The 24,478-nt window shown below is 66.7% G+C and carries 26 protein-coding genes; 13 read left to right on the top strand and 13 right to left on the bottom strand.

Going from position 1 to position 24,478, the window contains the following annotated elements:
• Positions 1-30: 30 nt before the first annotated feature.
• Positions 31-729 carry a WYL domain-containing protein gene (locus NNX38_RS01460; RefSeq protein ID WP_255796381.1) on the bottom strand — a complete coding sequence of 233 codons (699 nt, stop codon included), beginning with the start codon at positions 727-729 and terminating at the stop codon, positions 31-33.
• A gap of 73 nt (positions 730-802) precedes the next feature.
• On the opposite strand from NNX38_RS01460, the gene NNX38_RS01455 reads away from it, so the two are divergent.
• A complete protein-coding gene (locus NNX38_RS01455) occupies positions 803-1,537 on the top strand; it encodes an alpha/beta fold hydrolase (RefSeq protein ID WP_255796380.1) in 735 nt (244 codons plus the stop codon).
• 146 nt (positions 1,538-1,683) lie between these two features.
• Here NNX38_RS01455 and NNX38_RS01450 read toward each other — a convergent pair whose 3' ends face one another.
• The 3 genes from NNX38_RS01450 to gap all read right to left on the bottom strand — a co-directional run bounded on the left by NNX38_RS01450 (position 1,684) and on the right by gap (position 4,453).
• Positions 1,684-2,724: a CU044_5270 family protein gene (locus NNX38_RS01450; protein WP_255796379.1), complete on the bottom strand. Its 1,041-nt coding sequence runs from the start codon at positions 2,722-2,724 to the stop codon at positions 1,684-1,686.
• A complete protein-coding gene (locus tag NNX38_RS01445; RefSeq protein WP_255796378.1) occupies positions 2,690-3,286 on the bottom strand; it encodes an RNA polymerase sigma factor in 597 nt (198 codons plus the stop codon). The genes NNX38_RS01450 and NNX38_RS01445 overlap by 35 nt, the downstream gene beginning before the upstream one ends.
• A gap of 159 nt (positions 3,287-3,445) precedes the next feature.
• Positions 3,446-4,453, bottom strand: a complete 1,008-nt coding sequence (gap, locus tag NNX38_RS01440; protein WP_255796377.1) for a type I glyceraldehyde-3-phosphate dehydrogenase — start codon at positions 4,451-4,453, stop codon at positions 3,446-3,448.
• A gap of 96 nt (positions 4,454-4,549) precedes the next feature.
• Here gap and NNX38_RS01435 point away from each other — a divergent pair, with 96 nt between their 5' ends.
• Positions 4,550-5,755: an ROK family protein gene (locus tag NNX38_RS01435; RefSeq protein WP_255796376.1), complete on the top strand. Its 1,206-nt coding sequence runs from the start codon at positions 4,550-4,552 to the stop codon at positions 5,753-5,755.
• Between the two features lie 10 nt (positions 5,756-5,765).
• Here the strand turns inward: NNX38_RS01435 and NNX38_RS01430 are convergent, their stop codons facing one another.
• The 4 genes from NNX38_RS01430 to NNX38_RS01415 form a co-directional block, all read right to left on the bottom strand.
• Positions 5,766-6,176 (bottom strand): VOC family protein, encoded by a 411-nt coding sequence (locus NNX38_RS01430; RefSeq protein ID WP_255796375.1) that lies wholly within the window; start codon positions 6,174-6,176, stop codon positions 5,766-5,768.
• 5 nt (positions 6,177-6,181) lie between these two features.
• Positions 6,182-6,664, bottom strand: coding sequence for a helix-turn-helix transcriptional regulator (locus NNX38_RS01425; protein WP_255796374.1), 483 nt, complete (start codon positions 6,662-6,664; stop codon positions 6,182-6,184).
• A 256-nt stretch (positions 6,665-6,920) separates the two neighbouring features.
• The gene (locus tag NNX38_RS01420) at positions 6,921-7,460 is read right to left on the bottom strand and encodes a hypothetical protein (protein ID WP_255796373.1); all 540 of its coding nucleotides are present in this window, start codon (positions 7,458-7,460) and stop codon (positions 6,921-6,923) included.
• A gap of 188 nt (positions 7,461-7,648) precedes the next feature.
• Entirely contained in the window at positions 7,649-8,107 is a 459-nt protein-coding gene (locus NNX38_RS01415) for a MarR family winged helix-turn-helix transcriptional regulator (protein WP_255796372.1), read from the bottom strand.
• Positions 8,108-8,288: 181 nt separating this feature from the next.
• Between NNX38_RS01415 and NNX38_RS01410 the strand changes: the two genes are divergently transcribed.
• From NNX38_RS01410 to NNX38_RS01395, 4 genes are read left to right on the top strand one after another with little or no spacing between them, the layout of a single operon-like run.
• The gene (locus tag NNX38_RS01410) at positions 8,289-9,233 is read left to right on the top strand and encodes an SDR family NAD(P)-dependent oxidoreductase (protein WP_255796371.1); all 945 of its coding nucleotides are present in this window, start codon (positions 8,289-8,291) and stop codon (positions 9,231-9,233) included.
• 14 nt (positions 9,234-9,247) lie between these two features.
• Positions 9,248-10,177, top strand: coding sequence for an amidohydrolase family protein (locus NNX38_RS01405; RefSeq protein ID WP_255796370.1), 930 nt, complete (start codon positions 9,248-9,250; stop codon positions 10,175-10,177).
• Positions 10,174-11,370 carry an acyl-CoA dehydrogenase family protein gene (locus NNX38_RS01400; protein WP_255796369.1) on the top strand — a complete coding sequence of 399 codons (1,197 nt, stop codon included), beginning with the start codon at positions 10,174-10,176 and terminating at the stop codon, positions 11,368-11,370. The genes NNX38_RS01405 and NNX38_RS01400 overlap by 4 nt, the downstream gene beginning before the upstream one ends.
• 40 nt (positions 11,371-11,410) lie before the next feature.
• On the top strand, positions 11,411-11,887 hold the full coding sequence (locus NNX38_RS01395; RefSeq protein WP_255796368.1) for a MaoC family dehydratase: 477 nt from the start codon (positions 11,411-11,413) through the stop codon (positions 11,885-11,887).
• Between the two features lie 39 nt (positions 11,888-11,926).
• Here NNX38_RS01395 and NNX38_RS01390 read toward each other — a convergent pair whose 3' ends face one another.
• Positions 11,927-12,154 (bottom strand): hexameric tyrosine-coordinated heme protein, encoded by a 228-nt coding sequence (locus NNX38_RS01390; protein WP_229951171.1) that lies wholly within the window; start codon positions 12,152-12,154, stop codon positions 11,927-11,929.
• Positions 12,155-12,417: 263 nt separating this feature from the next.
• Between NNX38_RS01390 and NNX38_RS01385 the strand changes: the two genes are divergently transcribed.
• The 4 genes from NNX38_RS01385 to NNX38_RS01370 all read left to right on the top strand — a co-directional run bounded on the left by NNX38_RS01385 (position 12,418) and on the right by NNX38_RS01370 (position 17,301).
• Positions 12,418-12,927, top strand: a complete 510-nt coding sequence (locus NNX38_RS01385) for a hypothetical protein (protein WP_255796367.1) — start codon at positions 12,418-12,420, stop codon at positions 12,925-12,927.
• Positions 12,928-13,009: 82 nt separating this feature from the next.
• Positions 13,010-13,822 carry an SDR family NAD(P)-dependent oxidoreductase gene (locus tag NNX38_RS01380; RefSeq protein ID WP_255796366.1) on the top strand — a complete coding sequence of 271 codons (813 nt, stop codon included), beginning with the start codon at positions 13,010-13,012 and terminating at the stop codon, positions 13,820-13,822.
• A 43-nt stretch (positions 13,823-13,865) separates the two neighbouring features.
• Positions 13,866-15,035, top strand: a complete 1,170-nt coding sequence (locus NNX38_RS01375) for a serine hydrolase (protein WP_255796365.1) — start codon at positions 13,866-13,868, stop codon at positions 15,033-15,035.
• Between the two features lie 22 nt (positions 15,036-15,057).
• Entirely contained in the window at positions 15,058-17,301 is a 2,244-nt protein-coding gene (locus NNX38_RS01370) for a cytochrome P450 (RefSeq protein ID WP_255796364.1), read from the top strand.
• Positions 17,302-17,344: 43 nt separating this feature from the next.
• Here the strand turns inward: NNX38_RS01370 and NNX38_RS01365 are convergent, their stop codons facing one another.
• Together NNX38_RS01365 and NNX38_RS01360 are read right to left on the bottom strand one after the other, a co-directional pair.
• Complete coding sequence (locus NNX38_RS01365; RefSeq protein WP_255796363.1) at positions 17,345-18,001, bottom strand: TetR family transcriptional regulator; 657 nt, start codon at positions 17,999-18,001, stop codon at positions 17,345-17,347.
• A 17-nt stretch (positions 18,002-18,018) separates the two neighbouring features.
• Positions 18,019-19,191, bottom strand: coding sequence for a glycosyltransferase family 9 protein (locus tag NNX38_RS01360; protein ID WP_255796362.1), 1,173 nt, complete (start codon positions 19,189-19,191; stop codon positions 18,019-18,021).
• 235 nt (positions 19,192-19,426) lie between these two features.
• Here NNX38_RS01360 and NNX38_RS01355 point away from each other — a divergent pair, with 235 nt between their 5' ends.
• Genes NNX38_RS01355 through NNX38_RS01345 form a run of 3 tightly spaced genes read left to right on the top strand, consistent with a single transcriptional unit; the run spans position 19,427 to position 23,480 of the window.
• The gene (locus NNX38_RS01355; RefSeq protein ID WP_255796748.1) at positions 19,427-20,824 is read left to right on the top strand and encodes an aldehyde dehydrogenase; all 1,398 of its coding nucleotides are present in this window, start codon (positions 19,427-19,429) and stop codon (positions 20,822-20,824) included.
• On the top strand, positions 20,821-22,389 hold the full coding sequence (gene rfaE2 / locus NNX38_RS01350; RefSeq protein ID WP_255796361.1) for a D-glycero-beta-D-manno-heptose 1-phosphate adenylyltransferase: 1,569 nt from the start codon (positions 20,821-20,823) through the stop codon (positions 22,387-22,389). The genes NNX38_RS01355 and rfaE2 overlap by 4 nt, the downstream gene beginning before the upstream one ends.
• Positions 22,386-23,480: a DUF2795 domain-containing protein gene (locus NNX38_RS01345; protein ID WP_255796360.1), complete on the top strand. Its 1,095-nt coding sequence runs from the start codon at positions 22,386-22,388 to the stop codon at positions 23,478-23,480. Before rfaE2 ends, NNX38_RS01345 begins: the two co-directional genes overlap by 4 nt.
• A gap of 9 nt (positions 23,481-23,489) precedes the next feature.
• On the opposite strand, the gene NNX38_RS01340 is transcribed toward NNX38_RS01345, so the two are convergent.
• Both NNX38_RS01340 and NNX38_RS01335 read right to left on the bottom strand, forming a co-directional pair.
• Entirely contained in the window at positions 23,490-23,858 is a 369-nt protein-coding gene (locus tag NNX38_RS01340; protein WP_255796359.1) for a hypothetical protein, read from the bottom strand.
• Positions 23,859-23,934: 76 nt separating this feature from the next.
• Positions 23,935-24,438, bottom strand: a complete 504-nt coding sequence (locus NNX38_RS01335; RefSeq protein WP_255796358.1) for a hypothetical protein — start codon at positions 24,436-24,438, stop codon at positions 23,935-23,937.
• Positions 24,439-24,478: the final 40 nt, after the last annotated feature.

The following is a 24,478-nucleotide window of genomic DNA, read 5'->3' as shown; positions in this document are numbered from 1 at the left end:
GATGCTTAGCGGAGCGATTGGCTGAGCGACTCACCCTCCCCGGCCGTGCACCGGTCTGGCGTTCGCAGGGGGTTCCCCGACCTCCTGGATGGTATGGCCGCCGCAAGCCGTCTTGGTTATGCTGGCCCGCTCGATGCGCGACACGATGAACCAGCGCATTGCGTTGCGCAGCCGGCACCACCCAACTAGGTACCACTGGCCGTTCGTGGAGGCGAAAAGCACGGGTTCGACGTCGCGGGTGGTCGTGGTTCCATCTCTCGATGTGTAGCGAATGCGGATTACCCGCTGCTCGGCCATCGCCTCCTCCAGTGCCGACCTGATTGTGCGCGATGACGGGGGAACCGCGTTGACCCAGACGCGGCCGGCCAACTCGTCGGCTCTTGCTCGGGTTCCGGGATCGAGGACGTCCAGGATCTTCTGGATGCCGGCGGCTGCCAGATCGGCGTAGGGGGCATCGGGTGCAGCGGACACGGCCGCCAGGAGCGCCACGGCCTGCGCCGGGGACAGGCTGACGGGCGGCAGCGACGCGCCCACGGCCAATCCGTAGCCACCGCCCGGACCCGGGCGCGACCATACGGGCGCGCCGCTGTTCTCGAGCGCAGCGAGGTCTCGCTTGACCGTGCGTACGGACACGCCGAACTCTCTGGCCAGCCGCTCGGCGGAGCTCCCCCGTGATCCATTGCGGCGCAGCATCTCGGACAGGGCATGGAGCCGTTCTGCGCGCTTCACCCGTCAGCCCGGATCAAATTCATGCCACAAATAGTGACATACACCTGCCCATAGCGGCTACGAGGGTAGGGATATGACAACTACTACGAGCAGTCCCTCAATCATATTCATCGCCGGCCACTGGCTGGGCGCTTGGGCATGGGATGAAGTCCTTGACCACCTGAACACCGACAACCCGCGTGCAATCGCGATGACGCTGCCAGGCCTCGACGGGGACGATCCTGAGCGAGCGGCGAAGACTCTCGACGATCAAGCCGCAGCAATCCTGGACGTCGTCGCCCGGCTCGGAGAAGATCAGCCCGTGACTATCGTCGCCCACAGCGGGGCGAACTACCCCGTCAGCCTTGTCCTTGACCGGCACCCTGAGCGTGTTCATCGGGTGGTGTGGGTCGACTCCGGCCCTGTGGCGGCGGGAAGCGTCTTCGCCCCGGACCTCCCGGCGGGGCTGGAGGAGCTTCGGCTTCCATCCCTCGACGTCCTGGCACAGCAGGCGAGCCTCGAAGGCCTGGACGCAGAGGTCCTCAAGCGTTTTCGGTCCCGGGCCGTCCCTGAGCCCGGCCCCGTCCTTCGCCAGCCCGTCGAACTCACCAACGATGCCCGCCGCAAGGTCCGGACCACCTTGGTGTGCTGCTCGATTCCGGGCGCGCAGGTGCTGGAGCTGGCCCGCTCAGGCCATGCCATGTTTGCCGAAGTCGCGAACATCCAGCACCTCGACGTCGTTGACCTCCCGACGGGACATTGGCCGATGTGGAGCCGTCCCCGCGACCTTGCCGAGGTCATTGCATCAGCGGCTTCTCGAACCAGCTGAACTGCACGCACAAAGGGGCCAGCACAATCCGGCTGGCCCCTTTCCGCCTCCGAGGGAATTCATGACGCACCCAAACGCTGCCCTCACACCACGCCGTCGGCTGAAGAACGCCCATGTCGTCGTCGATGCGTGGCCGGTCAGTACAACTAGGGCGCTGAATCCACTACGGAGGTTGTGATTGCCGTCCACCCAGTCACGGTGCCCGCCGGGACCCCTTTGTCCTCCCTGAGCTGCACCTCTCGCTCGCCGATCACTTGGCCGGACTCCGGGTCGATGATGATTTCCATCCTGGCCCGGTAATTGCTGCTTTTCATTCCCAGGGAGACTCCGGTCCGCCCGTCCAACGTGGCCTCGCGGTCCACCACGGTCACCCCTGGGATTAGGGCAATAGCTTCGTAGAGTGCGGCACGCAGGTTAGCCGGAATCACACCTGTTCGTAGGATGTTTGAGGCAGCCGTGAAGGCTTCGGCATCTGTGTTCCATCCTCTGCCCTTTGTTTGTTCATAAAGCATGTTCAACAATTCGTCCGGGTTGAGGGGTGCGCTTTCAATCACCTCGTTCAGCGACAAATTGTCGAGGACATACCAGTCGGAACCGCCCCATTGCCCGCCGGGTGCACGCAATACTTCGCCGTCCATCGGCATTCCGAAGGCCCGCCTTTCCGCCATCTTCTCGGACGCCTGCCGCGAACCCTCGCCGAAGAACCGCACCGGTGCGCTGGGTTCCGAGGTCCAGACCCATTCCCCGGTCCTATCCGCCGGCACATACATCTGCCGGTCCATACTGGCTAGCCAGCGGTCAGTGGCCTCTCCCGTCGGCCCAGGCTCGAACATCATTATCACGCCGGTGGTTTTGATCTTCAGGTACTGGCCTGGCTGGACTACGGGATCAGACGTGTTGATCGCGGCTGTCGCAGCAGCGTCGAGCACTAGGGCCGCCTCCGCCGTCGCACCCGGGCGTTCATCGGCTCCGACGACGTCGACCGCCACCAGCGTCGCGACGAGTGCCACAGCCGCGGCGGAAGCAAACAGAGTGCGGCGCCAGGGCCGCACGGGGTGCAGCACCGGTGCCGGCTCGCGCTCTCCGGCTGCCCTTTGCATCAGCTTCTCCCGCCCCGCGGCCAGGACAGCCGGGGGTACTGTTCCGGTGGTGTTACGCGTGGCGCGGAGCAGGTGCAGTTCGTCCATGATCACTGTCCATTTCGTCGAAAAGAGCAAAGCCGAGGGCCGTCCGGAGCTTGCGCCGGGCGCGGTTGATGCGAGAGCGGACTGTGCCGATGGGCACGCCGGTGGCAGTGGCGATCCCTTCATAGGTCAGGTCCGCCCACGCGTAGAGCAGGATGGCTTCCCGGTCGATCGGCGTCAGCGCGTGCAGTGCAGCCCCGATCCGGGACCGGTCACCTTCGGAATCCACTTTCGCGTCGACTTCTTCCAGCCCGTCCGCGGAATGCCCGCGGCCGTCATTTCGGGCCAAGGCCCGCAGCATCCGCGCTTCGGCGCGGTGATGCCGGCGCAGGAGGTTGGTGGCGATGCCGAAGAGCCAAGGCCGCACGGCCTCGGACGGCCCCTCGAAATCTGCCCTGCGTTCGAAGGCGATCAGGAAGGTTTCCGCCATCACGTCTTCGGCGGCAAAGTCGCCGGCACGGCGGGCCGCGTACCGGTAGATGTCCGGCGCGTGCCGGTCATAGAGTTCCCCGAATATGGTGGGGCCGCTGCGCGACCGCTCCACAATCTCTTTGTCTGTGTTCACACCTTGTAATGCCCGCTCACCGGAAATGGTTCACGGTTCCCCCGGTTTTCTTTTCGACTTACCCCTGTTTCAGCGACCTGCACATTAAACGACGACGGCGCCGCCCGGACTCGCAGGGAGTCCGGCGCGGCGCCGTCGTGCGTTGTTGCTTGGTGCTTATTAGAGCTTGGAAGCAACCAGTCCGGTCAGATCGACCAGGCGGTTGGAGTAGCCCCACTCGTTGTCGTACCAGCCGACGATCTTGACCTGGTTGCCCATAACGCGGGTCAGACCGGAGTCGAAGATGCAGGAGGACGGATCGCCCACGATGTCGGAGGAAACAATCGGATCCTCGGTGTAGGTGAGGATGCCGGCCCAGCGCGGATCCTGTGCGGCCTTGGCGTAGGCGGCGTTGATCTCTTCGACCGCGGCTTCCTTTTCCAGCGTGACGGTCAGATCCGTGACGGAACCGGTGGGGACCGGAACGCGGATGGCGAAGCCGTCCAGCTTGCCCTTCAGTTCCGGCAGGACCAGGCCGATGGCCTTGGCGGCACCGGTGGAGGTCGGAACCATGTTCAGGGCTGCGGCGCGGGCGCGGCGCAGGTCCTTGTGCGGGCCATCCTGCAAGTTCTGGTCTGCGGTGTAGGCATGCACGGTGGTCATGAGGCCCTTTTCGATACCGAAGGCATCGTTCAGGACCTTGGCCAGCGGGCCCAGGCAGTTGGTGGTGCAGGAAGCGTTTGAGATGACGTCGTGCTTCTCGGCGTCGTAGTCACCGTCGTTCACGCCCATAACCACGGTGAACGCGTCACCCTTGGCCGGTGCGGAGACCAGAACCTTCTTGGCACCGGCGGAAATGTGCTTGCGGGCATCCTCGGCGTTGGTGAAGAAGCCGGTGGATTCGATGACGATGTCCACGTTGAGGTCGGCCCAGGGCAGGTTGCCCGGATCGCGCTCAGCGAAGACCTTGATGGTGTGGCCGCCGACCACGAGGTTTCCGTCTTCGACGGTGACCTTCTCGGCCAGGCGTCCGGCAACCGAGTCGTACTTGAGCAGGTGGGCCAGCTGCGCGGGGTCGCCGAGGTCGTTAACCGCGACAACCTCGAACCCTTCGCCGTGCTGCAGGGCTGCCCGCAGGTAGTTGCGGCCAATCCGACCAAAACCGTTGATTCCGACGCGTACCGTCACTGGTGCCTCCTTGATGCTGAAACTAAATTTAGGAACTAAATTTATTGTCTCCTATAATTATGCTGTTATTACCGCCACACGTCAAAGGCCACTTCCATGGACGCCTCCGCAAACACTCCGCAGCTGCTGCGCCGCACCAACCTGCGCGCCGTGCTGGAGGTGCTCCGTGCTGCCCCCTCCGCCACGGGCACCGACCTGATCAACGCCACCGGCCTGACCCGCGCCACCGTAATTGCCGTGTGTGACGATCTGATTGCCCGTGGCTGGGCCCGGGAAACGGATTCCCCGCGCATCGATCGGCAGAAAGGCCGGCCCGCCCGCCGGTTCGAATTCAATGAGAGTGCCGGGTACGTCCTGGGGCTCGACGTCGGCATCGCCACCGTCCGGGTGCTGGTCGCCGACCTCGCGGGCGCCGTCGTCGGAGAATCGGAGGCCCGGTTCCCGCGTCACGGCGGAGAACCGGAACAACGACGGCGCGTGGTTACCGAGGCCGTCGATGCCGCCCTGCAGGACGCGGGGATTTCCTCGTCGGCCGTGCTGTGCGCCGGGATGGGGATTGCGGCGCAGGTGACCGGCGCGGGCGACGTCGCCCCGGGACAGGAGGTGGCGCCGATGTTCGATCTCGGGCTGAGCTCCATCTTCAGCGATTCCCGCGGCTGGCCGTTGCTCGTGGAAAACGATGCCAAGCTCGCGGCGCTGGCAGAACGCTGGCGCGGGGTGGGCGCGGGCGAAAACAACCTGGCGGTGATCCTGGCCGGCGAGCGCCTGGGCAGTGGCATCATCGAGTCCGGCCGCCTGCTGCACGGCGCGTCCGGCGGCACCGGCGCGATGGGTGCACTGGAATTGGTGGAAGGGGTGGGCAACGAAGACGGCATTGCCAAGCTCGCCCGCCTCTGGGGCAGCGCCGCACTGAAGGAAGGGCACAACGGCCGGATCCGCGAACTCGTGGGACCGGACACCAACCGCGCCTCGGCCCGGCTGGTGTTCGAAGCGGCCGAGGCGGGAGACCCGGTTGCCGAAGAAATCCTGGACCGGATTGCCCGCCGGATGGCCCGGGTACTGGCACTGGTGTCCTCGTTCTTCGATCCGCGGCTGATCGTAATCGGCGGCGCGGTGGCGGCGTCGGCCACTGCCCTGCTGCCCGCCATGACGCGTGAGCTGAACCGGTACGTGGTGACACCGCCCCGGGTGGCCGTCTCGAACCTGGGCACCATGCTGGTGCCCACCGGTGCGGTGCGCCTGGCCCTGGACTACGTGGAGACCCACCTCCTGGACCTGGTGCCTGAGCCGCGCCGGGAGTAGTGCCGGAGGCCTACCGCAGTTCCTGGATCCGCAGCTGATTGCCGGCCGGGTCCCGCAGAGCGCAGTCCCGGGCGCCCCAATCCTGTTGCATGGGCTCCTGGACCACCTCCGCTCCTCCGGCGACGGCGCGCTCGAACGCCGCGTCCAGATCGGCCGTTGCCAGCAGCATCCCGGCATAGGTGCCCTTGGCCATCATTTCCTCGATGGTCCTGCGCTCGGCGTCAGTGACTCCCGGGTCCGCTGCAGGCGGTTCCAGCACAATGGAGGTTCCCGGCTGGTCCGGCGGACCTACCGTAATCCAGCGCATGCCGCCGTAGCCGACGTCGTTGCGCACTTCGAAGCCCAGCACATCGCGGTAGAACGCCAGCGAAGCATCGGGATCGGTCTGGGGAAGAAATACAGCATTGATGGAGATATCCATCGGACTCACCCTCTCCGGGGCGGCGAAAACCGCCCTTTCCTGATCGGTCTTTGCACCGTGCGGCTCACGCACCCCGGCAGTTCCAGCCCCTGCTCTGCCGCCAGCCGCCGATAGGTTCCCGGCGGGACCCCCACCAGCTCGGTAAACCGGGTGCTGAAGGTACCCACCGAGGAGCACCCCACTGCAAAGCACACGTCAGTGACACTCCAGGTACTGCAGCGGAGCAGGGTCATGGCCCGTTCAATGCGCCGGGTCATGAGGTACGAATACGGGGACTCCCCGTATGCCAGGCGGAACTGGCGGCTGAGGTGGCCGGCGGACATAAATACTCCGCGGGCGAGTGCTTCGACGTCCAGAGGTTTGGCATACTCGCGGTCGATCCGGTCCCGTACCCGCCGCAGCCGGGCAAGGTCCGCCAGCTGGCGGGAGTTTTCCAACGACCCGCTGGATCCCCCGTACTTGTCCACGGCTGCTGATACGACACTCATCGAATGCTTCCCCTGCTGCTGTCCTGTCCGGTGTTTCCTCACGCTACCGACGGGCGGACGGAGGGCGCTTCTTGATTCCTGATCGGTTTGTCCACCGGCCTTTTTTGCCATGGTTCCACTCCAGCGAGCGGCAGGATACCGAAAACCGCACGTTGGTTTCCGAAGAGCCCGAGCGCACTGCTTCGATGTGGTTGTTCGGTTGCTCCACACACAAAGGTCCGGGTGCCACCGCACCCGGCCCTTCGAGCTGCGTGGACTACGCTGGGGCCGATCCGTCACCGCTTTCGCTCTCGGATTCCCGGTCCTCATCCGGCCCGCCGTCGCCGTCGCGGGGGCCGTCATGGTGCCGGCCGTGGTGGCGGCCGCCGTCGTCGCGGCCTTCACCCTCCTCGGCGTCCTGGTCCTTCTGGTCGGGACCTTGGCCGTCCGGATCCTGTTCCTCCTCGCCGTCGGTGCCCTGGTCCTGGTTCGGCCCCTCGGCATCCTCCCGGTCGGGACCCCGTCCGTCGCCGTGGCGGTCACCGTCGCGGCCGTCGGCGTCGGCGTCGGCGTCCCGGCCCTCCTCGTCCTGGGTGTCCTGCTCGTCCTGAGTGTCTTGCTCGTCCTGCTCGTCGAACAGATCCCGGCTCTCGTTGTCCCCGGCGTCCTGTTCCTGGGTGGTGGAGCCGGCCTGCTCAAACTCCGGGTTGTCCGCCACAGCGGTACCCGCAAAGAAACTGGCAACCAGCAGGCCCACACCGGCAAGGGCGCCGCCGCCCCATGCGATGACTTTCCGAGCTCCGCTGCCTATACCCATGGTGCTGTTTCACCTCCGCGTAAGTGGTTCGCTGACAGTTCTATCCTCGAACTTGTTTCTTTGAGAATTCTTAAAAGCCGCTGAGGGCCAGCGGCACGGAGATGCCGGCGCAGGCTCCGAACCAGCAGGGCGCCATATATGCACCTTGACGCATATAACGAAAGGGTGCTGCGGGGCCGGGGCGCTGCCTAGAACGCCACCTTCTGCAGCAGCCGGCGCAGTTCGCCCTGCTCGGCGGCGGAGAGCTGCGCCACCGAGGTTTCGGTGGCACCATCCACCACCTCCCGCGCGTGTGCGTAGAGGGCCCTCCCATCCTCGGTGGGCACAATGACCTTTGAGCGGCGGTCCCGGGGATCGGTCTGGCGTTCGACGGCGCCGCGGCGCTCCAGCTCGTCCACGATGGCCACGATCTGGCTGGGGTCCAGCACCAGGAACTGGCTCAACTCCCGCTGCGTTGGCGCCGCTCCACTGCAGGCCAGGGACAGCACCGAGTAGTGGCGCACCTTCAGCCGGAGGTCGGCCAGCCGTCGGTTGGCCTCCGCCGACCCGATGGACGCGGCGCGCGCCATCAGGAACACGGGTTCGGCACCGAGATCGGTAGCGGCGAAGCGCGCTGCGTCGGCAACGCCGTCAGGGGAGGTGCTCATGGAGTGTTTGATCCTTCGGCAGGGGCACGGTAGGACCCCATCCTAGGAGACGGACGCGGCTTCCAATAAATGAGGATCATAACTGTTGACTTTTTCAACGGTATGCCGTGGAATGGATCCAGTCCCGCAACGTGGCCGCAGTCACACCACCTGCTGGCTGGCCCAAGCAAAGGAGCTTCCCATGACCAACGATTCCACTGGTGCACTTGCCGGAAAGGTCGCCGTCGTCACCGGCTCCGGCCAGGGCCTCGGACTGGCCTACGCCGCCGAACTCGCCCGCCAGGGTGCCGCCGTCGTCATCAATGACGTGGTCCAGGAAACGGCCGACCGCGCCGTCGAAATGATTACTTCCGCCGGCGGCCGGGCCGTCGCCGTCGTCGCCCCGGTGGGCACCACTGAAGCCGCCACCGCCCTGGTGGAGGGCGCACTAGCCGCCTTCGGCCGCCTGGACATCATGGTCACCAACGCGGGTGTGCTGCGGGACAAGTCGCTCCTGAAGATGACCGACGAAGATTTTGACCTCGTGATCCAGGTCCACCTGCGCGGAACATTCACCTGCGCCCGCGAGGCTTACCGGTACTTCAAGGAAAACAACGTGGCCGGCCGGATCATCACCATCGGCTCCCCCACCGGCCAGTACGGCAACTTCGGGCAGACCAACTACGCCGCGGCGAAGGCCGGCATTGTGGGTATGGTCCGCACGTGGGCGCTGGAAATGCGCAAGGCCGGCGTCACCGCCAACGCCGTCATTCCCGTGGCCGCCACCGCCATGACCGAGACCGTCCCCTACTTCCGCGCCGCCGTCGAGGCGGACCACCGCGGCGAGCCGATGCCGGACTTCTTCCGCAAGGACCTGGGTTTCGGCACCTCGGCCGACGTCGCCGGGCTGGTCGCATATCTGGCCTCCGACGACGCGGCTGGGATCACCGGGCAGGTCATCGGTGCCGGCGGCGACCGACTGCAGATCTTCTCCCACCCGGTACCCGTGGTCACCGAATACCGTCAGGGCGGTTGGACGTTTGAGGCCCTGCGCGAGCAGTTCCCGGCGCTCATCGAGGGAAACCTCCAGCCCGTCGGTGAGAAGATGCCTCCGCTGCCCGAAGAACTTGAACCGCAGGCCCGGTAGGGACGGAAACCGCTATGCGCTATGAATACGGCCTGGACCTCGCGTCCCTGGACGCCATCGACATGCACGTGCACATCGAGTGCTCCGACCACGGCCACGCCTCGCTGCCCGCAGCCCTCACCGAGGCTTCCGCCAAGTACTTCAAAGCCGAAGACCGCAGCCCCTCCCTGGACACGATCGCCGAGCGGTACCGCGAATGGCGGATGGCCGCCGTCGTCTTCACCGTGGATGCCACCACCGCGCTGGGGCACGAACCGAACTCCATCGAGGAAATTGCCGAGGGAGCGGCCCGCAACAATGACGTGCTGATTCCCTTCGGTTCAGTGGATCCGCTGCAGGGCAGCCGCGCCGTGGACCGGGCGCGGATGCTGGTGGAGGACTACGGCGTCAAGGGCTTTAAATTCCACCCCTCGCTGCAGAACTTTGATCCCTCTGACCAGCAGTTTTATCCGATCTACGAGGCCATTTCCGCCCTGGGCGTCCCGGCCCTGTTCCACACCGGGCAGAACGGCATGGGGGCGGGGCTGCCGGGCGGCTACGGCATCAAGCTTGCGTATTCGAACCCCATGCTGCTCGACGCCGTCGCCGCGGATTTCCCGGAACTGCAGGTCATCATGGCGCACCCGTCCGTGCCGTGGCAGGACGAGGCCAACTCCATTGCCACCCACAAGGCCAACGTCTGGATGGACCTGTCCGGCTGGTCGCCGAAGTACTTCCCGGAGTCCCTGGTCCGAGCCTCGAACTCCATGCTGCAGGACAAGGTCCTGTTCGGCACCGACTATCCGCTGATCACCCCGCAGAAGTGGCTCGGTGCCTTCGAGCAGCAGAGCTTCAAGGATGAAGTACGCCCGAAAATCCTCAAGGACAACGCGGTGCGCCTGCTCGGGCTGGATACCGCGGCCGGCGCGGCTGCCGGCGCTGCCAGCGCAGGGGAAAGCGCATGACCGGGTTGCTGACCGAGCCGCGCCTGTACCCCGACTGCGACCCGCTCAACGTTGAGGGGCGCCTGACCGAGGCGGAAAAGGCACCGCTGCGGCGCCTGCGGCGGGTCCTGGAGGACTCCGCCGGGCCGCTGCTGGCGGAATACTGGGAGGCCGGGGAGTTCCCGTACCAACTGGACGGCCCGCTGCGGGAGCTGAACCTGATGGTTCCTCAGGAACTCACCGCGGACGGCGCCGAGCCCCGCGCGCTCTACCACGGCTTCCGGATCTTCGAACTGGCCCGCACCGATGCCTCACTTGCCACTTACTACACCGCGCAGGCCGGGCTCTTCCGCACAGCCTGCCGGGTAGGCGGAACGCCGGAGCAGTTCGCGCAGTGGGACCCGTTGATCACCTCCTTTGAGATGACCGGCGTGTTCTGCCTGACCGAGCCTGAGCACGGTTCGGACATTGCCGGCGGGTTGGCGACGTCGGCACGCCGCGACGGCGAGGAGTGGATCCTGGACGGGGCCAAGCGGTGGATAGGCGGGGCGTTCACTGCCGACTACCTGGCCGTCTTCGCCCGGGACGGCGCCGACGGACAGGTCAAGGGGTTCCTCGTGGACCGCGAAGCGCCCGGGGTGCGGCTCGAGAAGATCCGCGGCAAAACGTCGCTGCGGATGATGCAGAATGCCGATATTTACCTCGACGGCGTCCGTGTTCCTGAATCCCGGCGGCTCGGCAACGTGAACTCCTTCAAGGATGTCGCGGCGATGCTGCGGGCCATGCGGTCCGACGTCGCCTGGATTGCCACCGGCATCCAGGCCGGAGCCTACGAAGCTGCCCTGCGGTACGTGCGCAGCCGCGAACAGTTCGGCCGGTCGCTGGGCAGCTTCCAGCTGGTCCAGGAAAAACTTGCCCGCATGCTGGGCAACGTCACCGCGTCCCTGAATCTAGTGGCAGGCCTCGCGGAGCGCCAGCAGGAAGGGATTTTCCGCGATGAGGATTCCGCCCTGGCCAAGATGTGGATCAGCCTGCACATGCGGGAAACCGTTGCCCTGGCCCGCGAAGTGGTCGGCGGCAACGGGATCACCCTGGCCACCGACGTCGCCCGTTTCCACGCCGACGCCGAGGCCGTTTATTCCTACGAGGGAACCCACGAAATCAATGCGCTGGTCGTAGGCCGCGCAGTCACCGGCAAGAGCGCCTTCGCCTGACACGTTCCGCCGTATCCGTCCAGCAACCTAGGAGTTTTCCATGACTGAAGCACCCGCCTCCGCCCAGACCGTCGTAGCGTTCGAAGAGGTCAAGGACCTCATCGGCAAGAACCTCGGCACCTCGGCTTACCGCGAGATTACACAGGGTCAGGTAGACCTGTTTGCCGATGCCACCGATGACCATCAGTGGATTCACGTGGATCCGGAGCGGGCCAAGGACGGCCCCTTCGGCGCCCCGATAGCCCACGGATTCCTGACACTGTCGCTGCTGATCCCGATGTGGGGCGAGCTGTTTGACGTGACGGGCGTCAAGACAAAGGTCAACTACGGTCTGGACAAGGTCCGCTTCACCTCGCCGGTGAAGGTCGGTTCCCGGATCCGGATGTCCGCCGTGATTGCCGATGTCCAGGAGGTCAAGGGCAACGGCCTGCACGTGGTCGCGGACCTCACCATCGAAATCGAGGGCCAGGAGCGCCCGGCCGTTATCGCCCGGTTCCTCAGCCGGCTGTACGCCTAGCCGGTCGGGGCGGGGCGGCCTGAGGGTCTGGCCGAAGGGCTACCGCCAGTAGTTGTTCGCGGCGGCAACGGTCGCGAACTCCGTGGCCACCACGTGTGAGGCAGCGATGATGCTGTCCGGGTTATTGGCATAGGCATCGCGGATGATGTGCTCCACCTGCCCGTCCGGCTGAATGGCGAAGGCGGTCTGCAGCGCCAGGTTGACGGCCAGTTGCCGCCCTTCCTCCGGCGTTGCGCACTTAAGCGAATTGTTCGGAACTAGCTCCATGGTGTCCGTCCTGTCTTTTCAAAGTCCGCCGGCCTGCCGGCTCGGTGCACGCGGGGGGATACACCCGACGCCAACAGTCTTGCGCCGCACCGCCCGGCACTCAACCGTTTCCGTCGCTTTACCCTCCCCTGGAGCGAGGACAGCGGGGTGCAGGCTACGTCCCGGCGCGCTGCTTCAGGGCCGTCTCCACTGGGGCAACCACTGCCTGCAGCAGGATCGAGGCCAGGGTTCCGCTCCGGTGTGGGGTGGCATACCGTAACCGCATGCCGGTTGTGGAAACCTCTACCTCCCTGTTCCGGCGGGAGCGGTGGCTGGCAAACCGGTTTTGGCTGGTCCTTCCGCTGCTGCTGCTCAATGCCGCCGTGACGCCCCTGCTGCCCGCCGGGTATGGCACGTTTTCGCGGGAGATCCCCGCGGCACTTGCTGCGGCGGAAAGCCTCCTCCGGATGCTGGTTGCTGCCGTTCCCCTGCTGATGCCCCTGACCCTCCGGGGGCAGCGGCCGGTTTGGGGCCTCTACGCCACCGGAGTCCTCGTATACGCGGCTGCGTGGGCCGCCGTCATCGCCGCTCCGGACAGCCGCTGGAGCACCTCGCTGGCCGGTTTCACCGCACCGGCCTGGTCCTCGATCCTCTGGTTGGCCGGCGTCGGCGCGCATTCGTCCCTGCGTTTTGTTCCGTGGTACCGGCCCTGGATGTATCTCGCCGCCGCCGGTCTGTTCGCCGGTGTGCACACCACGCATGCGGTGCTGGTATGGGTACGGCTCCAGGGATGAGCAGCAACGCAACCATTGACTAGACACCTGTCTAGTCAGCTGGCATGATGTGGTTCACATCACAAGCGTCAGAGGAGTTTGCGTGGACCTGCAGGACAAGATCGCAGTTATTACCGGAGCCGGCTCGGGAATGGGTCTGGCCGCCGCCCGGGCTTTTCTGGCCGAGGGCGCCACCGTATATGCCCTGGATATCTCCCAGAACGCCGTGGACCGTGAATTCAGCGAGGAACCGCACGCCACCGGGCTGGCCGTTGACATTGCCGACTCGGCCGCGGTCACCGCAGCCTTTAAGCGGGTGGCAGACGAGCAGGGCCGATTGGATGTGCTGATCAACGCGGCCGGTGTGAACACCCCTCACCGGCAGGCCACCGAGTGGTTGGACGGAATCAACCACCGAATGCTGGCCGCCATGAAGGCCGGTGAGCCGTTCAGCCCTGAATTCATCACAGAGATTCCTGACGAGGACTTCGACCGCGTCATGCGGATCAATGTGTACGGAACTTTTTACTGCCTGCGCGCAGCCGTCCCGCTGCTGAAGGCCGCGGGCGGGGGCGCCGTCGTCAACTTCGCCTCGGTGGCCGGGCTTGTTGGCCTGCCCATGCCCACGTACTACCCCGCGTCCAAGGCCGCAGTCGTCGGGATGACTCGCACCACCGCCGGTGAACTGGCCCCCTTCGGCATCCGGGTGAACGCCCTGGCTCCTGCCGGCATCAACACTCCCCTGCTGACCCAGTCCGGGGAGGAGCATGTTCAGGCACTGCTGGCGCTGCAACCGCTGAAACGGCTCGCGGAACCCGAGGAGATTGCTCGAACTCTGGTCTTCCTGGCCTCGGACGCCGGCGCTCACTACACCGGACAGGTGCTCTCGCCGTCCGGCGGCGCCCTGATGTCCTGACCAGCACCATCTCCCCCGTATCAACCCGTCCCCGGAAGGCTCCATGATCAACAACGTTGAGGGACTGAACCCCTCTGCCCTGAAAACCCTTGAAGACACCATTGAGGCGGACATCCAACGCGGTGACTACGACGGGGTGAACATCATCGTGGCCCGCCACGGCCGGATCGGTCTGCAGGGCAGCTACGGGTTCGCCGAACGGGAAACCGGCCGGGCCACGCAGCGCGGGGACGTTTACCGCATCCTGTCCATGTCCAAGGCATTCACCAACACGCTGGCCTACCGTGCCCTCGGTGAGGGCAGGCTCGCGCTGTCCACTCGCGTGGTGGACGTGATACCCGAGTTCTTCGGCACCGACCGGTTCCGTGCCGTACGCAAGGACAGAATCAATCTTGGCCACCTGCTGACGCACCGCTCCGGCATGCCCGCGACCCCGGACCCCGGACTGCCGGCGGAACGTTTCGGTGTCCTGGCCGATGTCATTGCTGCTCTGGGCAGCGTGGACGTGGTCAACGACCCAGGCAGCAACCTCAATTACGCCCCTTCCATCAACCACGCGCTCATCGGTGAGATGGTACGCCGCGTCTACGGCTACGAGCATTTCCGCGATTTGGCCCGCGACCTGGTCTTCGAACCTCTGGGGATGCAGGACACTGCCTTCGGGCTCCCGTCGGGGAGGACCGGACGCGCGGTGCCGCTGAAGGTTTACGTGCCTGAAGACGGTTGGCTGGCACCCGAGGATATCGAATGCCTGAACACGCATATCACCGAGAACGCGGAGATGCCCTGGGTCGGCGCCACCTCCACGGTCGATGACGTGTTCCGATTTGCCGAATTGTTCCGCAACCGCGGCGCCGTTGACGGCGAGCAGCTGCTGGCGCCTGCCGTCATCGACGCTGCCACCACCCTGCAGACCGGGGACATGCCCAACGACCTGTACGCAGGAATCGCTGCCATGCGGGGTTGGGAAACCCCGCGCGGCAACTTTGGACTCGGTTTTTCCCTTTCCGGCACCGGTACCGCTCCCAACTTCTTCGGCCCGTTCACCAGCCCCCGGACTTTCGGCAACTACGGGGCCGGATCGACCCTGTTCTGGGTGGATCCCGCGCGCGATCTCACGTTCGTGTTCCTCTCTTCCGGCGTGATGGATGAGGGCGAGAACGTGGCCCGCTTCCAGAAAATCTCAACGCTCGCCGTCGCCGCCGCCCTCTGACTTCTTTTCAAAGGAATCCGCCATGACCGCTGCCCCCTCCGCTCCGTCAAAATGCCCCGTGGCCCACGGCTTCGATGCCATGGGCGATGCCTACTACCGCGACCCAGCCGCACACTTTGCGGAAGTCCGTGACGAGACCCCCACCTTCTTTTATCCGCACCTCAATGCTTGGATTGTCACCCGCCGCGAGGATGCCCTGACCGTGCTCTCCGACTGGCAGAAGTTCTCTTCCGCATCCAACGGCGGATTGATAGAGGTGCCGGAGGCCTACCAGTCCACCATTCCCGCAGAGCTGATGTCCCGAATCCTCGTGGGATCGGATCCTCCGGGACATACCACCGCCCGCAGTGTGGCACAGCTGGGCTTCCTGCAGGAACGAATGGACGCGCTGCAGCCGGAGATCGAGTCCCGTGCACACCGCATCATTGACGGGTTCGAGGACCAGGGGAAGGGCAACCTGCTGGAGGATTACTGCCTCGAGCTGACCACCCAAACCCTGATGGCCCTCATGGGTCTCGATTACGAATATGACGCGATGATGCGCCAGCTGCGGGACGACTTCTTCCAGATTCTGGCCTCGGCGCAGGAGCCGTTCCCGGAACCCCTCCGCTCGCAGGTCTGGAAACGCTACACCGAGGCAAACCTCGTGCTGCGGGACATCATTGAATCACGCCGCAACTCCGATGCCGGGGACCTGATCAGCGTGATGGCTTCCGCGCGGAGCGAAGACGGTGGATATACCCTCGGCGCGGACCAAATAGCCATACACCTCACCGAGTTTGCCGCGGCAGGCACCGACACCACCGCTCAGGCCATGGCGAACGCAGTACTGTTCCTGGCCGCAAACCCGCAGGCACGGGAAGATGCCCTGGCCGAGCCTGAGCTCTGGCCGCGGGTCTTTGAGGAAACCGTCCGCCGCCGGCCTTCCTCCACGTTCGCTTCCCGCCGGTCCAACATCGACATTGAGCTCGGCGGGGCACAGATCAAGGCCGGGGACATGGTCTGGCTTGCCCTGGCCTCGGTGAACACAGATCCGGCCCACGTGGACAGCCCGTTTGCCTTCGATATCCACCGCCAGGATCCAATGGACCATTTGGCCTTCTCCACCGGACGCCACAAGTGCCTGGGCAATCCGCTCGCCCGGGTCCAGGGGGCTGCGGGTCTGAAGGTGCTTTACGAACGCCTGCCCTCAATGCGCCCGGACGACGCTGATGCCGTGGACTTCGTCCGGTTTGCTCTGCTGCCCGCGCGCCGCTCACTGAACGTGCACTGGGACGTGGCCGACGTCGCCCGCTCCCGGGAACGCGCCGTGCGAACCCTGAACCTGCGGGTCCTGGAGCGCCGGGAAGAATCCGACGGCGTGGTCTCCCTGCTCCTGGGCCACCCCGATGGAGGTGCCCTGCCCGGGTGGAAGCCAGGCGCGCACATCGATCTGCACGTACCCGGGGACCCCGAGACGCTGGTGCGCCAGTATTCGCTGTGCTCGGATCCGGGCAACACAGCAGCCTACCGCGTGGGCGTGCTGCGGTCCGATACCGGACGCGGCGGCTCGATGGCGGTGCACCGTACGCTCCATCAAGGCAGTACCGTCACCGTTTCCTGGCCACGGAACAACTTCCGCTTTGCCCCCTCACCGAAGTACCTCTTCATTGCCGGTGGCATTGGCATCACCCCGCTCCTGACCATGATCCGCGAAGCGGAACAGGCCGGCGCCGACTGGCAACTGGTGTACGGCGGACGCACACGGGCTTCAATGGCGTTCCTCGAGGAACTGGCCGCCTACGGGGAGCGCGTCACCCTCGTGCCGCAGGACACCCACGGACTGATGGATTTGCCGGGACTGCTGCAGGACGCGCGGGAAGACACCCTCATCTACTGCTGCGGACCCGAACCGGTGCTGCGGGCCGTGGAAACCCACTCTGCCCATTGGCGCAAGGGGTCGCTGCGGGTGGAACGGTTTGCCGCCAAGGTGCTGGAACGCTCTGAACCGGACACTGCCTTCGAGGTGGAGTTCGCAACCTCGGGAGTCACCGTTGAAGTAGGTCCGGACGAAAGCATCCTCGACGCTGCGGACCGGGCCGGGCTGCCGGTGATTTCTTCCTGCAAGACGGGAACCTGCGGCACCTGCGAAACCCGGATCGTGTCCGGGCGGGCCGAACACCGTGACTCGATCCTCACGCCGGACGAGCAGGATGCCAATGAGACGTTGATGATCTGCGTATCCCGGGCCGGGCGGGGCTGTCCGCGGCTGGTCCTGGACCGGTAGCCGCTTTGGGTTTCCGTTCCAGCTGCAGCCGGGACTCCGGCTGCTACTGGGACGGAAACCTGTCAGCGAACAGGCTCATGAGTTGGCGGGTCAGCGCATCGAGCACCATTTCGTGTCGCTCCTGGTGTCCCCGGACGTAGAGGAAGTAGAAGTTGCGGTCCAAACTCATCATGAAAGTCACGAGATGGGTCTGCAGTTCTTCCCGCTCCTGTTTCGAGGAGCAGGAGCGGTAGAGCCGCTCCATTGACCCGCTGACGCGACGCAGCATGCCGAGCCACTCGTCCGCCACCGCCGTGTCTGCGGCCATGGCCTGCTCCATGGCCGCAAATTCGATTGCGTACCGCGACCAGAGCCCTTTGGTGTCCACCAGCCACCCGCGGAGGGCGGCAAAATCGTGCTGCGGCAGCTCATCCAGCGCGCGGTAGCCGTCCGTGATTTCCTGTTCAATGTCCCGCATTTTAGCCATGACCAGTTCGGGCTTGTTCCGGAAATGCAGATAGAGGTTGGCGCGGCTGCCGCCGGCGGCAACCGCAATCTGGTTCATGCTGGTTGCGGTGAAACCCTGCTCCTGAAACAACTGCATGGCGGTGTCAATGAACCGCTGCCGGGTTTCGCTCCGTTGCTGCTCGCGCAGGTTCACCGGCGGCCCACCGTACGGCAGGGGACGCCGTCCGGCTGCAGCCGCGACGCCGGATACCAAATGTGCATACCCCGACCTTAGCGGGCTTTCCGAGCCTGCCCCAGCAGCTCGTCGACGTCGGCCCACACCTCTGCCGCCCGCACTTCCGCCACAAACGAGTCGTCATGTTCGCACCGCTCCGCCGTCCAGCCGACCTGCGTGACGTCGGCCTTGCAGGTGGGGCACTCCGACACCCAGGACATGTGCACCCGGTGCCGGATGCGGCCCATCGCCCCGGCGTTGACGACGTTGCCGAACCAGTAGATCCCCACCGTGGCGGCTCCAACCGCCTGCGCCAGGTGCCGGGGCCCGCTGTCATTGCCCACCATCACCGCACTGGCCTGCAGCAGGGCTGCGAGCGTGCCGATGCCCAGTTCCCCGGCCAGCGAGCGGACGGGCACTTCGGGTCCGGCCGCCGCGAGCGCCCGGTCCACAACCTCCTGCGCGAGGCCCCGGTCGGCGTCGTCGCCCACCACCACCACCTGGCAGCCCCGGTCGACGGCACGCACCGCCACCTCCGCGAAGCACGACGCCGGCCACCGCCGCCGCGGGTCCGTGGCCCCGGGATGCAGGCTCACCAGGTTCCGGTCCGGCAATAGCAGGGCCCGCGCCGCTGCTGCCTCTTCAGCCAGGACGGGCAGCTGCGCGTCGAGGCTGACAGGGGCGGCTCCGGCGAGCCCGGCCACTTCCAGGGCCCGGAAGACCTCGTGCTGGTAGTAGATGTAGGGAATGCTCCGTTCCAGGGCAGCGGCATCGGGGGTGCGGGTCCCTACTGTGTGCCGTGCCCCCAGGCGGAGCAGGAAGGGGTTCGAGTTCCGGCCGCCGCCGTGCACCTGTACGGCCAGGTCGAACCGCTCCCGCTGCATCCGGGCCAGGAACGCCTCGACGGCCTCCGGGTCCTCCGGTCCGGAGGCAATGCCGGGGGCGGCTGGCAGGACCTCCACCCGCTGCACCGGTCCGGGCCGGTTCGCCAGGAGGGCGGCGTGCAGCGCAGTGCCAAGCAGTGTGATGGATGCGGACGGATACGCGGCGGCGAGCGCTTCGACCGCAGGCAGGGCGAACATCAGGTCCCCCAGCCCTCCGCCGCGCAGCACGGCGATTTTCTCCACATTCGGAAAGGGCACGGCCAGGGGGCCGACCCCGCGGACAAGTCCCGGCCGGTCCCCCCGGGGCTGCAGCGGCCCGCGCTGTTCCGTGGTCTTCTGCTTCATTGGGCTTCCTTTCGCCGAGGACCCGCGTGCGCGCGGTCTGCCCCGTGGGCACTCACCATAGGTGCTGGCGACGCCGGACCCAAGGGAGGTGTTTACTCCAGATGAGCCGGGCCCGCACGTGCTTGCCCCACCTGTCTGAACCCGCCGGAAACGGGGTATGGGAGCTATACAACGCGCGAGAAGGAGCAGCATGTCCACCACCATTCAGCCGCCGGCTCCCCCGCCCGCTTCCCCGATGGACCCCAACGGTTCCCTCGAGCCGATCACCATTTTCGATCCGCGGGACGGAACCCTGGTGGGTCGGATGGAGCAGGACGGACGGGACGGCATCCGAGCCGCCGTGGCGGCAGCCCGCGGCGCCCTCCCCGGGTGGGCAGGCACCGACCCCGGCGAGCGGGGACGCCTCTTGCGCGCCGCTGCCGCTGCCCTGGAACTGCGGGCCGCCGAAGTGGCCGCGTGGAACACCCGCGAGACCGGACGGCCGGAGACTGAGGCCCTTGCCGGGGTGCAGGCCGGGGTGGCCACGTTGGAGCAGTACGCCGAACTCGGCCCGGTGCACCGGGGGCACAGCCTCCGCGGTGCGGCACTGGCTGCGGATTACACGGTAACCGGGCCGCGCGGCGTCGCCGTTGTGCTGACCCCGTGGAACGACCCGGTGGCCGTGGCCGCCGGGTTGATCGGCGCGGCGCTGGCCACCGGGAACACGGTAATTGCCAAGCCCAGCGAGCGTTCGCCCCACACCGGGAAACTGCTCGGGGAAATCCTCGCCCCGGTGTTCCCCGCGGGTGTCCTGACAACACTCGCCGGCGGGGCGGATGTGGGTGCCCTGCTGAGCATGGAGGCAGGGGTGGACGTCCTGGCGCACGTGGGTTCCAGTGCAACCGGCGCGAGGATTGCCCGGGCGGCTGCGCTGACGGGAGCCCACGTCATTCTTGAGAACGGCGGCAACGATCCGCTGCTGGTTGATGCGGATGTGGACCCGCGATGGGCGGCCGGACAGGCAGCTGTCGGGGCATTCAGCAACAGCGGCCAGATCTGTACCTCGGTGGAGCGCATCTACGTGCACCGGAATATCGCGGATGCGTTCTGCGCCGAGCTCATTGCCGAAGCGCGGCGACGTAATCGGGAGGGTGCGGTGGCGCCCCTTGTGGATGCCCGACTCCGCGACACCGTGCACCAGCAGATAACCCAGGCGCTGGTCCGCGGGGCCACGATTGCGGAGGGCGGCGTGTTGCCGGAAGGACCCGGTGCCCACTACCCCGCGACCGTCCTGCTGAACTGTTCGGCCGGGATGGAGGTCTTCGACGCCGAAACGTTCGGCCCCGTGGCCCCCATCCAGGTGGTGGACAGCTTCGACCACGGGCTCGCCCTGGCAGCTGCGGGGCCCTACGGACTGGCCGCCACTGTCTTGACGGGCAGCATTGCTCACGTGCAGCAGGCAGTGGCGGCCCTGGACGTGGGCACCGTGAAGATCAACGCCGTCTTCGGCGGCGCCCCGGGAGGCTCGGCGCAGCCCCGGCGCCGGAGCGGCCGCGGCTTTGGCTACGGCCCGGAACTCCTGGACGAGTTCTCCCTGGTAAAGGTGGTCCACGTCGGTTCCCCTGGCACCGCGGCACCGGGAATACCGGAGTGACGGACTTCCGGAACCCCGGGGAGGTTCGCAGCCTCGCGCCAGGGCTGCCTGACCGTCTCGCGGCAGCTTCCCTCCGCATAGCGGTCATCGGCGACGTGATGCTGGATGGCTGGTGGTCCGGGGTCACCGAACGGTTCTGCCGGGAGGCGCCGGCACCCGTGGTGGATGTGCAGCGGAAGGACTACGCACCCGGCGGTGCGGGAAACACCGCCATGAACCTGCAGGCCCTCGGTGCACGGGTGCGGCTTGGCGGACTGACCGGCACCGACGCCGCCGGGGACCGGCTGCGCAGCATCCTGGCCGAGGCGGGCGTGGATCTGCGCGGGCTGGTGCAGCACCCCGACGCCGCGACCGCCACGAAGGACCGGATTGTCGCCGCGGAACAGGTACTGTTCCGGCTCGACGACGGCGGGCGGTTCCCGGCCGAGGCAGCAGAACTGCTGGCGGCCTCCGTGCCTGCATTGCTGGCGGACGCCGATGCATTGGTGGTCTGCGACTACGGCACCGGGCTGCTGCACGGCGCCGTCCGAGACGCCCTGGTGGCACTGCGCGGCGGTCGCCTCACCGTCGTGGATGCCCACGACGCCGCGGGCTGGGCCGCTCTGGCGCCCGACTTGGTCACACCGAATGCCGCCGAAGCCGCGCAACTGCTGGGCGGGACAAAGCCGCTCGGGCCGGACCGTGCCGCAGCGGTTCGCACCTATGCACCGGACCTGCTGGCCGCCGCAGGTGCGGCAGCGGCAGCTGTCACCCTGGACCGCGACGGCGCGGCCGTGATCGGCGCCGACGGCGGGTTCCACCGCACCTGGGCGCGTCCCGCTGCCGAAAAACAGGCGTCGGGAGCGGGTGACACCTTCGTTGCCTGCCTGACACTGGCTCGTGCCGCAGGGCTGCCGCTGTCCACCGCTGCGGACCTGGCGCAGAACGCCGCCGATATTGTTGTCCAGCGGCCCGGGACCTCCGTGTGCAGCACCGCCGACCTGGAAAAGCATCTGGACGGCTTTGCCGACACGGCGCTCAGCCAGGCGGATCTCCTGGCCCGGACCGCCGTCGAACGGGCTGCCGGGCGCAGGATTGTCCTGACCAACGGCTGCTTCGACGTCCTGCACCGCGGGCATACCCGGTACCTGAACCAGGCCAAGCAGCTCGGTGACATCCTGGTGGTCGCCCTGAACAGCGACGCGTCCGCCCGCCGGCTGAAAGGACCGGGCCGTCCCATCAATCCCGTCCATGACCGGGCCGGGATCATCGCAGCGCTCAGCTGCGTGGACTACGTGACCGTGTTCGAGACGGACACCCCGATTCCGCTCATCCGGGAACTGCGGCCGGATATTTACGCCAAGGGCGGGGACTACTCCGCGCAGATGCTGGCGGAAACCCCGGTGGTGGAGGAGTGCGGCGGCCGGGTGCTGATCCTGGACTATGTCTCCGACCACTCCACCACTGCCTTGGTGTCCCGGATCCGGTCGGGCGGCACCGCGAATGATGCCGGGGAGACCGGCGGGAACCCCGCGGGCGACGGCGGCATTGCCGCAGGCGGGAACAATCCCGGGGACCCGCCGTGACGCGCCGCTGGTCCGGGGACTGGGCCGGTCCGCCCGGTTCGGGCAGCGCGGCGGAGGTGGACGTGCTGATTCCGACCCGCAACCGGCCGGCCGAACTCGCGGTCACCCTCGCGGGGCTGGCCGCGCAGGACGGGCCGGACTTCGCCGTCGTTATCAGCGACCAAAGTACCGATGTCCCGTCCTGGAACCATCCGGCCGCGGAAGCGATGGTCCGGGTCCTGGAGGCGCAGGGCCGTCCGGTCCGGCTCCTGAGGCACCTGCCGGCGCGGGGGCTGGCCGAACAGCGGCACTTCCTGCTGGGACAGTCCGGTGCTCCGCAGGTCCTGTTCCTGGACGACGACGTCTGGCTGGAACCGGACATGCTGGCCCGGCTGACGGCCGCCCTGGCGTCGTCCGGCGGCGGATTCGTGGGGGCGGCCGTGCAGGGACTGTCCTATCTCGCCGACCGGCGGCCTGAGGAACAGCAGCCGTTCGAGGTGTGGGAAAACGGACAGGTGCAGCCGGAACGGATTCGCCGCAGCCAGCCGGGCTTCTCGCGTTGGACCCTGCACAACGCGGCGAATCTGGCGCATGTGGCTTCCGGCCTCGGCATCCCGCCGGGAGAATGGCGGTTGTACCGGATCGCCTGGGTGGGGGCCTGCGTCCTCTATGACCGGCAGGCACTGCTTGAGTGCGGAGGCTTCGGATTCTGGAACCAGCTGCCGCCCGGGCACGCCGGGGAGGACGTTGCAGCCCAGTGGCGGGTGATGGAAAGGTTCGGCGGCGCCGGGATGGTTCCCTCCGGTGCAGTCCACCTGGAGTCACCGACCACGGTTACCGACCGGTCCGCTGACGCCGCCGAGCTCATCCTGGGCACCGCCGAGTACAACCCGTCCATCAGCAACCACAAAGGAGAACGCATGGCCGAGAAACCCAGCCCGATTGACGTGCAGAAAACCCTCGGAGGCCTGGACTATCCGGCCTCGAAGGAGGACATCGTGAAAAAGGCCGAGGGGGCGGGCGCCGAAGGGACCGTTCTGGAGGCGCTAAAGAACCTGCCGGAGCGCCAATACGACGCACCGACGGACATCAGCAAGGAGATTTTCGACTAGCCCGGCTGCTCAGGCGGTGGGATCCGTGGGCCGGGGAGACTCGTCGTCGTCCGTGTGAGCCGCGGGCGGGGTCGGCTTGCCGACGTTTCCCGCACCGCCCGGGATGCTCGCCGAGCTGCGGTGGATGCCCGAACCCTGGCTGAGGTGCTCGGGGTTCGGCTTCTCCGTCATCAGCAGCAGCGAAGAAACCAGCAGCGACGCGATAAACGCAATGCCGACGGCAATGAGCCCGAGGTCGAACCGCAGCTCCTGTTCCGCTCCCCCGGTGGCGAAGATCATGGTTGCAAGGCCCGCAATCAACGCCAGCACGGCAGAGAAAATCAGCGGTGCCTTTACGGAGTTCCGCCTCTGCGGTCCACCGGTTGAGCTGTTCGCCACGATCATTGCCTCCTGCTGCGTTGGGGTGGCGCGGATCGGTGCGTAAATGCACCGCGCGCGATACCTAGTTTACGGCCTATGCCTGCTCGTCCACGGCGGCGCGGGAATCATGCCGGGCGCCCAGCGCGGAAATGGCCACGATCACCGCAATGATGATCGCCGCGCCACCGGTCACGCCGAGCAGCGCCCGGACGCCCAGGTCGTAGACGAGCGGCACCAGGACGCCGGCCACGAGGGCGGCGGCACCAGTGATCAGCCAGTCACGGGCCGGCAGGAAGCCGGTGCGGTTCCGGACCCAGAGGGTGAGTTCCAGGATTCCCCCGAGAATGAGGGCCGCGGCGGCCGACACCCGGAATGCTTCGGCCGAGGCGAAGACCAGGGTGGCGGCACCGGCAAGAACATAGGCGGCGGCTTCAACGAGCAGGAAGGTCCGAACGTTGCCGTGTCCGCGGGCCGCGGTAAGCATGGGCCAGAGTGCGACGCCGGTGAGCAGCAGATACGTGCCGCCGGCAATCACCAGGACAGGCTCGGTGGGATCCTGCCAGAACACGGTCAGCACGCCGTAGACTGCTGCGACCATTGAACGGACCAGCATGGGTCCCCAAGGTGCTCCGGGATTG

This window comes from Arthrobacter sp. zg-Y238, from assembly GCF_024385525.1.
GTDB lineage: Bacteria > Actinomycetota > Actinomycetes > Actinomycetales > Micrococcaceae > Arthrobacter_B > Arthrobacter_B jinronghuae.
The sequence above is the reverse complement of the archived record's forward strand: the minus strand, read 5'-3'. Positions and strand labels throughout refer to the sequence as shown.

Bases quoted from the DNA above. Each gene is read 5' to 3' on its own strand.
- NNX38_RS01455 (WP_255796380.1), top strand. From the start codon at position 803: ATGACAACTACTACGAGCAGTCCCTCAATCATATTCATCGCCGGCCAC.
- NNX38_RS01450 (WP_255796379.1), bottom strand. From the start codon at position 2,724: ATGGACGAACTGCACCTGCTCCGCGCCACGCGTAACACCACCGGAACA.
- NNX38_RS01435 (WP_255796376.1), top strand. From the start codon at position 4,550: ATGGACGCCTCCGCAAACACTCCGCAGCTGCTGCGCCGCACCAACCTG.
- NNX38_RS01430 (WP_255796375.1), bottom strand. From the start codon at position 6,176: ATGGATATCTCCATCAATGCTGTATTTCTTCCCCAGACCGATCCCGAT.
- NNX38_RS01425 (WP_255796374.1), bottom strand. From the start codon at position 6,664: ATGAGTGTCGTATCAGCAGCCGTGGACAAGTACGGGGGATCCAGCGGG.
- NNX38_RS01420 (WP_255796373.1), bottom strand. From the start codon at position 7,460: ATGGGTATAGGCAGCGGAGCTCGGAAAGTCATCGCATGGGGCGGCGGC.
- NNX38_RS01415 (WP_255796372.1), bottom strand. From the start codon at position 8,107: ATGAGCACCTCCCCTGACGGCGTTGCCGACGCAGCGCGCTTCGCCGCT.
- NNX38_RS01410 (WP_255796371.1), top strand. From the start codon at position 8,289: ATGACCAACGATTCCACTGGTGCACTTGCCGGAAAGGTCGCCGTCGTC.
- NNX38_RS01405 (WP_255796370.1), top strand. From the start codon at position 9,248: ATGCGCTATGAATACGGCCTGGACCTCGCGTCCCTGGACGCCATCGAC.
- NNX38_RS01400 (WP_255796369.1), top strand. From the start codon at position 10,174: ATGACCGGGTTGCTGACCGAGCCGCGCCTGTACCCCGACTGCGACCCG.
- NNX38_RS01395 (WP_255796368.1), top strand. From the start codon at position 11,411: ATGACTGAAGCACCCGCCTCCGCCCAGACCGTCGTAGCGTTCGAAGAG.
- NNX38_RS01390 (WP_229951171.1), bottom strand. From the start codon at position 12,154: ATGGAGCTAGTTCCGAACAATTCGCTTAAGTGCGCAACGCCGGAGGAA.
- NNX38_RS01385 (WP_255796367.1), top strand. From the start codon at position 12,418: ATGCCGGTTGTGGAAACCTCTACCTCCCTGTTCCGGCGGGAGCGGTGG.
- NNX38_RS01375 (WP_255796365.1), top strand. From the start codon at position 13,866: ATGATCAACAACGTTGAGGGACTGAACCCCTCTGCCCTGAAAACCCTT.
- NNX38_RS01370 (WP_255796364.1), top strand. From the start codon at position 15,058: ATGACCGCTGCCCCCTCCGCTCCGTCAAAATGCCCCGTGGCCCACGGC.
- NNX38_RS01360 (WP_255796362.1), bottom strand. From the start codon at position 19,191: ATGAAGCAGAAGACCACGGAACAGCGCGGGCCGCTGCAGCCCCGGGGG.
- NNX38_RS01355 (WP_255796748.1), top strand. From the start codon at position 19,427: ATGGACCCCAACGGTTCCCTCGAGCCGATCACCATTTTCGATCCGCGG.
- NNX38_RS01335 (WP_255796358.1), bottom strand. From the start codon at position 24,438: ATGGTCGCAGCAGTCTACGGCGTGCTGACCGTGTTCTGGCAGGATCCC.